A 13,196-nucleotide genomic window follows, 5' to 3' on the forward strand; every position below is an offset into this window, starting at 1 on the left:
CTATCTGTTGCTCACCAGGACCTGAGCACCCCGCTCAACGCACCAGATGCAGGAACTGCATGTGGCGTTCGTACTGGTCGAGGATGTCGTTGATGATCTGTTCCTTGGTGTAGCCCATCAGATCGTAATCCTGACTGCCCTCGGCCAGATGCACCTCGGCCCGGTAGTAACGGCGGTTGCGCAGTTCCTTGGGGCCCATGCCGCCACGGGCGAAGGACGGGGTGAAGTACCCGCGCATCTGCACCTGGTAGATGAACGGATGCTGGTCGCCATGGCCGATTTCCAGGCTGACATTGTCATTGGCCGGGTCCGGCTGGGTCACCACGTTCAGGCCCTTCTCGACGAACACCGCGGTCACCTCTTCGATGGCCGGGCGCACTGTCTGGTCGAGGAAGCGATACACCTCGTCACGGGACGGGAAATGCACCGCCTGGCTCAAACGCTGGCGCCAGCCGCCCTTGCCCCGACGCGAAGGCGCCACCGGTGCCAGGGAATGCAGTTGGGCGATACGCCGCTGCGACTCCAGGTAGAACGCCTTGTGCAGCCCCCACATCATCAACAGCAGAATCAGCGAGAACGGCAGCGAGGTCAGCACCACCGCCGACTTCAGCGAGTCGATACTGCCGGCGAACAACAGCGCACTGGTAACCAGCGCCGTCATCGCCCCCCAGAACACCCGCAGCCATTTCGGCCCGTCTTCATCGGCGTTGCCGCCTTTGGCCGACAGGGTCGAGAGCACCACGGTGCCGGAGTCCGCCGAGGTGACGAAGAACACGAAGCTGATGAACACCGTGACCGCGATCACGGTCTTGCTCCAGGGGTAGGTTTCCAGCAGCAGGTAGAGGGTCATCGACGGGTTGTCGATGGCCGACATGCCCAGGGCACTCATGCCGTGGTTGAGCACCTGGTCGATGGCGCTGTTACCGAAGATCGACATCCACGCCAGGGTGAAGCCCAGGGGAATCAACAGCACGCCGAAGACGAACTCGCGGATGGTCCGGCCCCGGGAAATCCGCGCGATGAACAGACCCACGAACGGCGACCATGCAATCCACCAGGCCCAGTAGAACACCGTCCAGCCGCCCAGCCAGTCGCTGGGCTTGTTGTAGGCGTAGACGTCGAAGCTCTTGGTGGGCAAGGCGCCCAGGTAATCCCCCAGGTTCTGGATCAGGGTGTTGAGCAGGTGCTGGGTGGGGCCGGCGAACAGCACGAACAGCAGCAGCGCCACCGCCAGCAGCATGTTGATGTCGGACATCACCCGCACGCCCTTGTCGACCCCGGACACCGCGACAATGATCGCCGCGCCCATCATCAGGGTGATCAGGCCAACCTGGATCCACTGGGTGTGGGCGATGCCGAACAGGTAGTCGAGGCCGGAGTTCAGGTGCAGTACGCCAAAGCCCATGTCGGCGCCCAGACCGAACACCGTGGCGATGATGCCGAAGCCGTCCACCGCATAGCCGATAGGGCCGTTGATGCGCTTGCCGATCAGCGGATACAGCGCCGAACGCAGGGCCAGCGGCAGGTTATGCCGGTAGGCGAAATAGGCCAGGGCCATGCCGACGAACGCGAACACCCCCCAGCCATGCAGTCCCCAGTGCAGGAACAGCAACTGCATGCCCTGACGCGCCGCCTCGGCGGTGCCGGCCTCGCCCTGGGGCGGTTGCAACATGTGGGTCAGAGGCTCGGAAACGCAGAAGAAGAACAGGGTGATGCTGATCCCGGCGGCGAACAGCATGCCGGCCCAAGACAGGTAACTGAACTCGGGTTCGTCGTGGTCGGCACCGAGCTTGATCTTGCCGTAGCCGGACAAGGCGGTGACCACCACGAAGACCAGGTACAGGGTCATCGCCAGCATGTAGTACCAGCCGACCGTGTTGGCCGCCCAGTTTTGCGCCGCCAGCAGCCAGGCGCCGGCCTGTTCCGGCATGGAAATCACCACCACACCGAAGATCAGGATAAAGCTCGCGGCGAAGTAGAACACCGGAGGGTTCATGCGAATCAGAGTATTCGCGGAGGTGGATGGCGCACTCATGCAGGGTGCACCTCGAAGGGATGAAACATGGCTGAAATAGACGGACTCAGCAAAGGCAAGCCTCCTGTTGTGAGCGGGCAGCGAACCACCGGTTTAACTTGAACAAGCGTTCAAGTTAAACATGGATAGGCGGTCGAGGACTAATCGCAGGGCTCAGCGGTACTGTCAGTACGCTAGCTCAAGGAAGGGTATGACGTATGTCGCACGCAATCGTTCAGCAGAAAAAGCCCCTGCTCGGAACCGGCCTCTCTCCCGTAGGAGCCGGCTTGCCGGCGAACAGCCCCGCAAGCCTTGCATCGCCCTCAGGGACACCTTCGCTGGCAAGCCAGCTCCTACAACAGGCAGGCGTACACCTTCTTCCGTAGGAGCCGGCTTGCCGGCGAAGAGACCGGCAAGCCCTGCATCGCCCTCAGGGACGCCTTCGCTGGCAAGCCAGCGCCTACACAAGCCAGCGCCTACTTCTGCGAGCCGTCGTCGTGCTGCAGGTTGGCTTGGGTCAGGTTGCAGCCGGCCGGCACGCTGCGGGTCAGCCAGACGTTGCCGCCAATGGTCGAGCCCTTGCCGATGGTGATGCGCCCGAGGATGGTCGCGCCGGCATAGATCACCACGTCGTCCTCGACGATCGGGTGGCGCGGGTGGCCCTTCTGCAACTGGCCGTCTTCGTCCGCCGGGAAGCGCTTGGCGCCCAGGGTCACCGCCTGGTAGATACGCACCCGTTCGCCAATGATCGCGGTCTCGCCGATCACCACACCCGTGCCATGGTCGATAAAGAAGCTGCGGCCGATCTGCGCCCCCGGGTGGATGTCGATGCCGGTGGCCGAGTGAGCGATTTCCGAGCTGATCCGCGCCAGCAACGGCAGGCCGGCGCGATACAGATGGTGCGCCAGGCGGTGATGAATCACCGCCAGGATGCCGGGGTAGCACAGCAGCACTTCATCCACGCTGCGGGCTGCCGGGTCACCGTGGTAAGCCGCCAGCACATCGGTGTCCAGCAGCACCCGCAGGCCCGGCAGGGCCAGGGCAAAATCCTGGATCAGGCGGATCGCCCGGGCATTGACCTCGGCATCCGCCTCGCCGTTCTGCCGGGCCACGTAGCGCAGTTCCAGGCGTGCCTGAGCCAGCAAGGCATTGAGCGCCGCGTCCAGGGTGTGGCCGACGTAAAAGTCTTCACTCTCTTCGCGCAAGTCCACAGGCCCCAGGCGCATGGGGAACAGCGCACCGCACAGGGCCTCAAGGATCTCGGCCATGGCCGCTCGCGAAGGCAATTCGCGCCCGCCCTGCTCACCACTGACCCGACCATTGCGGGTACGCCACTGATCACGGGCATCACGCAATTGCCCCACGATGGTCTGCAATTGCCAATGGCTGGAACGCTCGCTCACGATAAGACTCCTTACTCGGGCAGCCGGACAATCGGGCCGCGCAAACGGCGATCACTTTACGCCCCGCCAGGGCCGCGCTTAAGAACTAATTGTCTGGCTTCAAGCACTTTTTCGCATAAGCGATTGGCGGTTGCCCGGGCAAAAAGGGCTGCCTATAGTCCTTGCACCTTCCCTGTTCCGTGCGGACTCATGATCAAACAACAGCTCGCCCGCTTTAATCGTCTCGACCTGCTCAGGTCTACCACCGCCCTGGAAAAACTCGAACGCCTGTCGGCCTGGATCGGCCGCGATATCTACGTCAAACGCGACGACAGCACGCCCCTGGCCATGGGCGGCAACAAGCTGCGCAAGCTCGAATACCTGGCCGCCGATGCCCTGGCCCAGGGCGCCGACACCCTGATCACCGCCGGTGCCATCCAGTCCAACCATGTGCGCCAGACCGCAGCCCTGGCCGCCAAGTTGGGGCTGGGCTGCGTGGCCCTGCTGGAAAACCCCACCGGCACCCAAGACCCCAACTACCTGGGCAATGGCAACCGCCTGCTGCTGGACCTGTTCGACGCCAAGGTCGAGCTGGTGGAAAACCTCGACCAGGCCGACGAGCAACTGCACGCCCTGGCCGCGCGCCTGCGCAGCAACGGCAAGAAACCCTACCTGGTGCCCATCGGCGGCTCCAACGCCCTGGGGGCCCTGGGCTACGTGCGCGCCGGCCTGGAGCTGGCGCAGCAGATCGAAGACAGCGGCTTGGAATTTGCCGCCGTGGTCCTGGCCTCCGGCAGCGCCGGCACCCACAGCGGCCTGGCCCTGGCCTTGAGCGAAGTGCTGCCGCAACTGCCGGTGATCGGCGTTACCGTGTCACGCAGCGAAGAAGACCAGCGGCCCAAGGTCCAGGGCCTGGCCGAGCGCACCGCCGAGTTGCTGGGAGTAAAGCTGCCCGACGCTTTCAACGTGCAGTTGTGGGACGAGTACTTCGCCCCCCGTTACGGTGAACCCAATGCCGGGACGCTGGCGGCGGTCAAGCTGCTGGCCAGCCAGGAAGGCCTGTTGCTGGACCCGGTGTACACCGGCAAGGCCATGGCCGGCCTGCTGGACGGGGTCGGTCGCCAGCGTTTCAACGATGGCCCGATCATCTTCCTGCACACCGGCGGCGCCCCCGCCCTGTTCGCCTACGCCGGCGCCTTCGCGTAGGAGGTGAATGCCGTGAAGTTTTGTGTAGGAGCCGGCTTGCCGGCGAACAGGCCCGCAAGTCTTGCGCCGCCCTCGATGACGCCTTCGCTGGCAAGCCAGCTCCTACGAGGTGAATGCCGTGGAGTTTTGTGTAGGAGCCGGCTTGCCGGCGAAGAGGCCCGCAAGTCTTGCGCCGCCCTCGGGGACGCTTTCGCTGGCAAGCCAGCTCCTACGAGGGGGAGGGGATTGCATGCGCAGAACCAAACAAAATGGAATAACAAAGTAAATTTATATTATTTTTAAACCTATAAACATCACTTTATAGTCGCGCCGCAGGCTCATTTGCCGCGAGACGCATAAGCTGCATTTAAGGCAGGATAACGCGTTACTTTCGGCTCACCGATTGGCCTGCATCTCCCACCCGCATCGTGCATAAGAAATCACAGGGGCTTGTCATGAATTTTTCCGTACTGCGTCGCAATCTGCTGATTGGCACACTGGGCCTGGCCCTCGGTGCCGGATTGATGGGACAAGCGGTTGCCGGCGAGCAACTGCAGAAAATCAAGGATGCGGGAGTGATCAACGTCGGCCTGGAAGGCACGTATCCACCGTTCAGCTTCGTCGACGAAAACGGCAAGCTGGCCGGCTTCGAAGTGGAGTTCTCCGAAGCCCTGGCGAAAAAACTCGGGGTCAAGGTCAAGCTGCAACCGACCAAATGGGACGGCATCCTCGCCGCCCTGGAGTCCAAGCGCCTGGACGCGGTCGTCAATCAGGTGACCATCTCCGAAGAGCGCAAGAAAAAATACGATTTCTCCACCCCCTACACCGTCTCCGGGATCCAGGCCCTGACCCAGAAAAAGGATGACGGCAAGTTCAAGACCGCTGCCGACCTGGGTGGCCACAAAGTCGGCGTGGGACTGGGCACCAACTACGAGCAGTGGCTCAAGGACAACGTCCCAACCGCCATCATCAAGACCTACGACGATGACCCGACCAAATACCAGGACCTGCGCGTAGGTCGTATCGACGCCATCCTGGTGGACCGACTGGCCGCCTTCGAGCTGATCAAGAAAACCAAGGACACCCTGGTGGTCTCCGGCGAACCCTTCTCCCGCCAGGAAGCCGGTGTGGCCCTGCGCAAAGGTGAACCCGAGCTGCTGGCTGCGGTGAACAAGGCGATCGAGGAACTGCGGGCCGACGGCACGTTGAAAAAACTCTCGGAAAAATACTTCAACGCTGACGTCACCCAATAATGGAAGCAGGTCTGCAACTGGCGCTGGATTCAGCGCCATTTCTCCTGAAGGGCGCGTATTACACGGTCATCCTCAGCCTCGGCGGCATGTTCTTCGGACTGCTGCTGGGCTTTGGCCTGGCCTTGATGCGGTTGTCGCGCTTCAAGCTGCTGAGCTGGATTGCCCGGGTCTACGTGTCGTTCTTTCGCGGCACGCCACTGTTGGTGCAACTGTTCGTGATCTATTACGGCCTGCCGCAACTGGGGCTGGAACTGGATCCGTTGCCCGCAGCGCTGATCGGCTTTTCCCTGAACATGGCGGCCTACGCCTGTGAAATCCTCAGGGCCGCCATCGGCTCCATCGAACGCGGCCAGTGGGAAGCCGCCGCCAGCATCGGCATGACCCGGGCCCAGACCCTGCGCCGGGCAATCCTGCCGCAAGCCATGCGCACCGCCTTGCCGCCGCTGGGCAACAGTTTCATTTCCCTGGTCAAGGACACGGCCCTGGCCGCCACCATCCAGGTGCCGGAACTGTTCCGCCAGGCGCAGCTGATCACCGCCCGCACCTTCGAAATTTTCACCATGTATCTTGCCGCCGCTCTGATCTACTGGATTCTCGCCAGCGTGCTCGCGCACCTGCAGAACCGTCTGGAAGAGCGGGTCAATCGGCACGACCAGGAGTCTTGAAGCCATGATCGTGGTGGAAAAACTGACCAAGCAGTTCAAGGGCCAGACCGTACTCAACGGCATCGACCTGGAGGTCAAGGAAGGCGAAGTGGTTGCCATCATCGGCCCCAGCGGTTCGGGCAAGACCACCTTCCTGCGCTGCCTCAACTTTCTTGAAGAACCGACCAGCGGACGCATCCGGATCGGCGACATTGCCATCGACAGCCAAATCCCCCTGAACCAGCAACAAAGCCGGATTCGCCAGTTGCGTCAGCAAGTGGGTTTCGTATTCCAGAACTTCAACCTGTTCCCCCACCGCACCGCCCTGGAGAACGTCATCGAAGGCCCGCTGGTGGTCAAGAAAACCCCACGGGACCAGGCCCTGGCCCTGGGTCGTGCACTGCTGGCCAAGGTCGGCCTGGCAGGCAAGGAAGACAGCTACCCCCGGCGCCTGTCCGGTGGCCAGCAACAGCGGGTGGCGATTGCCCGAGCCCTGGCCATGGAACCCCGGGTGATTCTGTTCGACGAACCCACCTCGGCCCTGGACCCCGAGCTGGTAGGTGAAGTGCTGGCGACCATCCGCAGCCTGGCCGAAGAGAAACGCACCATGGTCATCGTCACCCACGAAATGAGCTTTGCCCGGGATGTGGCCAACCGGGTGATCTTCTTCGACAAGGGCGTGATCGTCGAGCAGGGCGAAGCCAAGGCGCTGTTCGCCAACCCTCAGCAAGAGCGCACCCGACAGTTTCTCAGCAAGTTCCTCAACCCCGACCAGTCCCCCGCCTGACGCCCCCTCACCGTAGGAGCCGGCTTGCCGGCGAAGAGGCCCTCAAGCCTTGCACCGCCCTCGCGGACGCCTTCGCTGGCAAGCCAGCGCCTACAGCAGACCACGCCCCCTCACCACACCCACCGTAGGAGCCGGCTTGCCGGCGAAAAGGCCCTCAAGCCTTGCACCGCCCTCAAGGACACCTTCGCTGGCAAGCCAGCGCCTACGTGCAGGTACGGGGTGGTTTTGGGGGACATTCGTCGCTAGAACCACAGCCGTGGAAGCACGCTAAGGCCTTGATCCATAACGCCTGCGGGCTTCGATTCAACCCTTCTATTCATATTCCTAAAAGTTAGTTTATTTAATTTTTATACGCGCATAGGGTATATGCACCGGACCACCGGACATTCTTGATTCTGATTTCGCCGCACGAGCGCGGCATATCCATGAGATGTGAGGTAGGTATGGTTCGGAACACAATCACCCCAGTGCAAATCGCCAGGGCATTGCGTGCAGCCAAGGAGTGGCGCTGATGTCCAGTCTGGTTGAAGCACAGGTCCAGAGCGACCTGGATATTGCCCCCCTTTTGTTGCCCGCACGGGTTCTGCGCAACGACGCCGAAGCCCTTCAAGCCGCCCATGAACTGGCGGACGTTGCCCGCCAGCAAGCCGCCCAACGTGACCGTCAGCGCAAGCTGCCCTGGGCGCAGATCGAACAATTCACCCGCAGCGGCCTGGGCAGCATTTCCATCCCCCGCGCCTACGGCGGGCCACAGGTTTCCTTCGTCACCCTGGCCGAAGTCTTCGCGATCATTTCCGCGGCCGACCCGGCCCTGGGGCAGATCCCGCAGAACCAGTTCGGCATCCTCGGCCTGATTCTCGGCTGCGGCAGCGAGCGGCAGAAGAAACAGCTGCTGCAGAGCGTCCTGGAAGGCTGGCGCATCGGCAATGCCGGCCCGGAACGCGGCACCAAGAACACCCTGGAACTCAAGGCGCGGATCACCGCCGACGCCGACGGCCATGTGATCAATGGCCAGAAGTTCTACTCCACCGGCGCCCTGTTCGCCCACTGGGTAGCGGTCAAGGCACTCAACGAGGAGGGCCGCCAGGTGCTGGCCTTCGTCCGCCGTGGCACCCCAGGCTTGCGCATCGTCGACGACTGGTCCGGCTTCGGTCAGCGCACCACCGCCAGCGGCACCATCCTGCTCAACGATGTACGGGTCGAGTCCGAGCTGGTGCTGGACAACTGGCGGATCAATGAGTCACCGAATATCCAGGGCGCCGTGTCGCAGTTGATCCAGGCCGCCATCGACGCCGGCATCGCCCGGGAAGCCGTGGCCGATGCCATCGCCTTTGTCCGTGAACGGGCCCGCCCGTGGATCGACGCCAACGTCGAGCGCGCCAGCGACGACCTGTATGTGATCGCCGACATCGGCAAGCTGCAGATCGAACTGCACGCCGCCGAAGCCCTGCTGCGCAAGGCCGGGCAGGTGCTGGACCAGGTCAGCGCGGCGCCGATTACCGCCGAGTCCGCCGCCCGCGCTTCCATCGCCGTGGCCGAAGCCAAGGTGCTGACCACCGAGATCTCGCTGCTGGCCAGCGAAAAGCTCTTCGAGCTGGCCGGCAGCCGCGCCACCCTCGCCGAGTTCAACCTCGACCGTCACTGGCGCAACGCCCGGGTGCACACCCTGCACGACCCGGTGCGCTGGAAGTACCACGCTGTCGGCGCCTACCACCTGAACGGCACGCTGCCGGCCCGGCACTCCTGGATTTAACCGCCCAGAACGCTTTTGACCAGATCTCTGGAGAAACACATGTCTCTTTCTCAACACATCGCGGTCATCACCAGCGATGAACAAGCCCTGATTGTCGCCAGCGACCTGGCGGAAGATTTCAAACGCGACAGCGCCCTGCGCGACCGTGAACGGCGCCTGCCGCACCCCGAGCTGGAAGCCTTCACCCGCTCCGGCCTGTGGGGCATCAGCGTGCCCAAGGAATACGGCGGCGCCGGTGTGTCCAACGTTACCCTGGCCAAGGTCATCGCCCTGATCGCCGAGGCCGATGCCTCCCTGGGGCAGATCCCGCAGAACCATTTCTACGCCCTGGAAGTGCTGCGAGTGAACGGCAGCCCTCAGCAGAAACAACGGCTGTACGCCGAAGTCCTCGCCGGCCGGCGTTTCGGTAATGCCCTGGCCGAGCTGGGCACCAAGACCGCCCATGACCGCACCACCCGCCTGAGCCGCGACAGCAGCGGCCAGGGCTACCGCATCGACGGGCGCAAGTTCTACGCCACCGGCGCCATCTATGCCCAGCGCATTCCCACCTCGGTGGTGGATGAACACGGCGTGCAGCAACTGGCCTTCGTCCCCGCCGACGCCCAGGGCCTGAGCGTGATCGACGACTGGAGCGGCTTCGGCCAGCGCACCACCGGCAGCGGCTCGGTGCTGTTCGAAAACGTCGCGGTGGACGAGGCTGACGTGGTGCCGTTCCAGAGCGCCTTCGAACGCCCGACCCCGGTCGGTCCCCTGGCGCAGATCCTCCACGCCGCCATCGACACCGGCATTGCCCGCGCCGCCTACGAAGACGCCCTGCGCTTCGTACGGACCAAGACCCGGCCATGGATCGACTCCGGCAACGACCAGGCCACGCAAGACCCGCTGACCCTCAAGAGCTTCGGCCACCTGAGCATCCGCCTGCACGCCACCGAGGCCCTGCTGGAGCGCGCCGGGGAATTCCTCGACCGGGCCCAGGCCGAGACCAATGCCGACACCGTGGCCGCCGCCTCCATCGCCGTGGCCGAAGTCCGCGCCCTGAGCACGGAAATCTCCCTGGCCGCCGGCAGCACCCTGTTCGAACTGGCAGGCAGCCAGGCGACCCTGGCCGAACATGGCCTGGACCGCCACTGGCGCAACGCCCGGGTGCACACCCTGCACGACCCGGTGCGCTGGAAGTACCACGCGGTGGGCAACTACTACCTGAATCAGCAGAACCCGCCGCTGCGGGGGACCATTTGATGGCCGCGCCTGAAACCGCCAAGAAAAAGATCCTGCTCAACGCCTTCAACATGAACTGCGTCGGGCACATCAACCATGGCCTGTGGACCCACCCGCGGGACAACTCGACCCAGTACAAGACCCTCGAGTACTGGACCGAACTGGCCCAGTTGCTGGAGCGCGGGCTGTTCGACGGGCTGTTCATCGCCGACATCGTCGGGGTCTACGACGTCTACCAGAACTCGGTGGACGTACCCCTCAAGGAGTCGATCCAACTGCCGGTCAACGACCCGCTGCTGCTGGTCTCGGCCATGGCCGCGGTGACCCGCAACCTCGGTTTCGGTCTGACCGCCAACCTCACCTACGAGGCGCCCTACCTGTTCGCCCGGCGCCTTTCCACCCTTGACCACCTGAGCCGTGGCCGGGTCGGCTGGAACATCGTCACCGGCTACCTGGACAGCGCCGCCCAGGCCATGGGGCTCAAGGAGCAGATCGAGCACGACCGCCGCTACGACCAGGCCGACGAGTACCTGGAGGTGCTGTACAAACTCTGGGAAGGCAGCTGGGAAGACGACGCAGTCCTCAATGACCGCGAGCAACGCATCTATGCCCAGCCGGAAAAAGTGCGCAAGGTCGAGCACCAGGGCGAGTTCTACCAGGTCAGTGGTTACCACCTGTGCGAACCGTCGCCGCAACGCACCCCGGTGCTGTTCCAGGCCGGCAGCTCGGATCGCGGCCTGCTGTTCGCCGGGCGCCACGCCGAGTGCGTGTTCATCAGCGGGCAGAACAAGGCGGCGACCAAGGCCCAGGTGGACAAGGTCCGCGCCAGCGCCGTGGCCGCCGGGCGCAATCCCGAGGACATCAAGGTGTTCATGGGCCTCAACGTGATAGTCGGCGAGACCGAGGAACTGGCCTGGAAGAAGCACGCCGAATACCGCAGCCATGCCAGCGCCGAAGCCGGAGTGGCGCATTTTTCCGCGTCCACCGGAATCGATTTTTCCCAGTACGAGATCGACGAGCCGATCCAGTACGTGAAGAGCAATGCCATCCAGTCGGCCACCAAGAACCTGCAGAACAACGACTGGACCCGGCGCAAGCTGCTGGACCAGCACGCCCTGGGCGGCCGCTACTTCACCGTGGTCGGCTCGCCGCAGCAGGTGGCCGACGATCTGGAGTCCTGGATCGCCGAGACCGGCCTGGACGGCTTCAACCTGACCCGCATCGTCACCCCGGAAAGCTACGTCGACTTCATCGACCTGGTGATCCCCGAACTGCAGCGCCGCGGCTCCTACAAGACCGCCTACGACGACGGCACCCTGCGCGAGAAGCTCTTTCGCCAGGGCCGCAAGCTGCCCGAACGACACACCGGTGCGGCCTACCGCCGCTAATAGCTTCGCTGGCAAGCCGGCTCCTGCCCGCTCCTGTAGGAGCTGGCTTGCCAGCGAAGAGGCCAGCAAGACCTGCCCATTCCCTCGCCCCGACCTGGACCCTGACCCACATGAAGACCACACGCCTGCGCCACCCGCTAAAAGCCCTGGCCCTCGCCCTCGGCCTGTTCAGCAGTGCCGTCTTCGCCGCTGACGCGCCGCTCAAGGTCGGCACCACCGCCGCCTTCGCCATTCCCCTGGAGGCCGCCGTGGAAGAGGCCGGCAAGCAGGGCCTGAAAGTCGAGCTGGTGGAATTCACCGACTGGATCGCGCCCAACGTCAGCCTGGCCGCCGGCGATATCGACGTGAACTACTTCCAGCACATTCCCTTCCTGGAAAACGCCAAGGCCGCCGCCGGTTTCGATCTGGTGCCCTTCGCCCCGGGCATCATCAACAACGTCGGCCTGTACTCGAAGAAATACAAAAGCTTCGCCGAACTGCCACAAGGCGCCAGCGTGGCCATCGCCAACGACCCGATCAACAGCGGGCGCGGCCTGCAACTGCTGGCCAAGGCCGGGCTGATCACCCTCAAGCCGGGCGTCGGCTACAAGGCCACCGAAGAAGACATCGTCAGCAACCCGAAGCAGATCAAGATCCTCCAGGTCGAAGCCGTGCAACTGGTGCGCGCCTATGACGACGCCGATCTGGTCCAGGGTTACCCGGCCTACATCCGCCTGGCCAAGACCTTCGATGCCGGCTCGGCGCTGCTGTTCGACGGCCTGGACCACAAGGAATACGTGATTCAGTTCGTGATCCAGCCCAAGAGCAAGAACGACCCGCGGCTGATCAAGTTCGTCGACATCTACCAGCACTCGCCACAGGTTCGCGCCGCCCTGGATAAAGCCCACGGCAAGCTCTACCAAGCCGGCTGGGAAGGTTGAAATGAGTGTCGCGACTCTCCAGCGCAAGCTACCCGACCCGGCGCCCCACAGCGCCGGACAGACCGAGCTGCACCCTGACCTGAACCGTGCCCAGGTGCGCTTTATCGGCCTGGGCAAGACCTACCAGGGCCAGCAGGGTCCGGTGCAGGCTCTGCACGGCATCGACCTGGCGATCCAGCGCGGTGAAGTGTTCGGCATCATCGGCCGCAGCGGCGCCGGCAAGTCGTCGCTAATCCGCACCATCAACCGCCTGGAACAACCCAGCAGCGGCCGGGTGCTGATCGATCAGGTGGACATCGGCGACTTCGACGAAGACCGCCTGGTGGCCCTGCGCCGGCGCATCGGCATGATCTTCCAGCACTTCAACCTGATGTCGGCCAAGACCGTATGGCACAACGTCGAGTTGCCGCTGAAGGTGGCCGGCGTGCCCAAGGCCGAGCGCGAGCGCAAGGTCCGCGAGCTGCTGGAGCTGGTGGGCCTCAAGGACAAGCACCGGGCCTACCCGGCGCAGTTGTCCGGCGGCCAGAAACAACGCGTGGGGATCGCCCGGGCCCTGGTCCACGATCCCGAGATCCTGCTGTGCGACGAAGCCACTTCGGCCCTGGACCCGGAAACCACCCAGTCGATCCTTGGCCTGCTCAAGAAGATCAAC

Annotated in this window: 11 protein-coding genes; 9 read left to right on the forward strand and 2 right to left on the reverse strand. The window is 63.8% G+C overall.

Annotated elements, in window-relative coordinates:
- Window positions 1-34: 34 nt before the first annotated feature.
- Together betT and epsC are read right to left on the reverse strand one after the other, a co-directional pair.
- Window positions 35-1,996: a choline transporter BetT gene (gene betT, locus BLX41_RS06535; protein ID WP_185073422.1), complete on the reverse strand. Its 1,962-nt coding sequence runs from the start codon at window positions 1,994-1,996 to the stop codon at window positions 35-37.
- A 494-nt stretch (window positions 1,997-2,490) separates the two neighbouring features.
- Window positions 2,491-3,417, reverse strand: coding sequence for a serine O-acetyltransferase EpsC (gene epsC, locus BLX41_RS06545; protein ID WP_041115170.1), 927 nt, complete (start codon window positions 3,415-3,417; stop codon window positions 2,491-2,493).
- A 189-nt stretch (window positions 3,418-3,606) separates the two neighbouring features.
- Here epsC and BLX41_RS06550 point away from each other — a divergent pair, with 189 nt between their 5' ends.
- From BLX41_RS06550 to BLX41_RS34610, 9 genes are all read left to right on the forward strand, one after another.
- Entirely contained in the window at window positions 3,607-4,602 is a 996-nt protein-coding gene (locus BLX41_RS06550; protein WP_123724239.1) for a D-cysteine desulfhydrase, read from the forward strand.
- 434 nt (window positions 4,603-5,036) lie between these two features.
- The gene (tcyJ, locus tag BLX41_RS06560; RefSeq protein WP_123724241.1) at window positions 5,037-5,834 is read left to right on the forward strand and encodes a cystine ABC transporter substrate-binding protein; all 798 of its coding nucleotides are present in this window, start codon (window positions 5,037-5,039) and stop codon (window positions 5,832-5,834) included.
- Complete coding sequence (gene tcyL, locus BLX41_RS06565) at window positions 5,834-6,499, forward strand: cystine ABC transporter permease (protein ID WP_123724242.1); 666 nt, start codon at window positions 5,834-5,836, stop codon at window positions 6,497-6,499. Before tcyJ ends, tcyL begins: the two co-directional genes overlap by 1 nt.
- Before the next feature lie 4 nt (window positions 6,500-6,503).
- Complete coding sequence (gene tcyN, locus BLX41_RS06570) at window positions 6,504-7,265, forward strand: L-cystine ABC transporter ATP-binding protein TcyN (RefSeq protein WP_123724243.1); 762 nt, start codon at window positions 6,504-6,506, stop codon at window positions 7,263-7,265.
- Window positions 7,266-7,776: 511 nt separating this feature from the next.
- Complete coding sequence (locus BLX41_RS06580; protein WP_123724245.1) at window positions 7,777-9,018, forward strand: SfnB family sulfur acquisition oxidoreductase; 1,242 nt, start codon at window positions 7,777-7,779, stop codon at window positions 9,016-9,018.
- 39 nt (window positions 9,019-9,057) lie between these two features.
- Window positions 9,058-10,257 (forward strand): SfnB family sulfur acquisition oxidoreductase, encoded by a 1,200-nt coding sequence (locus BLX41_RS06585; RefSeq protein WP_123724246.1) that lies wholly within the window; start codon window positions 9,058-9,060, stop codon window positions 10,255-10,257.
- A complete protein-coding gene (locus tag BLX41_RS06590; RefSeq protein ID WP_123724247.1) occupies window positions 10,257-11,624 on the forward strand; it encodes an LLM class flavin-dependent oxidoreductase in 1,368 nt (455 codons plus the stop codon). Before BLX41_RS06585 ends, BLX41_RS06590 begins: the two co-directional genes overlap by 1 nt.
- A gap of 110 nt (window positions 11,625-11,734) precedes the next feature.
- Window positions 11,735-12,544, forward strand: coding sequence for a MetQ/NlpA family ABC transporter substrate-binding protein (locus BLX41_RS06595; protein ID WP_123724248.1), 810 nt, complete (start codon window positions 11,735-11,737; stop codon window positions 12,542-12,544).
- Window position 12,545: 1 nt separating this feature from the next.
- Window positions 12,546-13,196, forward strand: a 651-nt coding sequence (locus tag BLX41_RS34610; protein WP_259744486.1) for a methionine ABC transporter ATP-binding protein, incomplete at its 3' end; no start/stop codon positions are given.

It is taken from the genome of Pseudomonas protegens, from assembly GCF_003732485.1.
Lineage (GTDB): Bacteria > Pseudomonadota > Gammaproteobacteria > Pseudomonadales > Pseudomonadaceae > Aquipseudomonas > Aquipseudomonas protegens_B.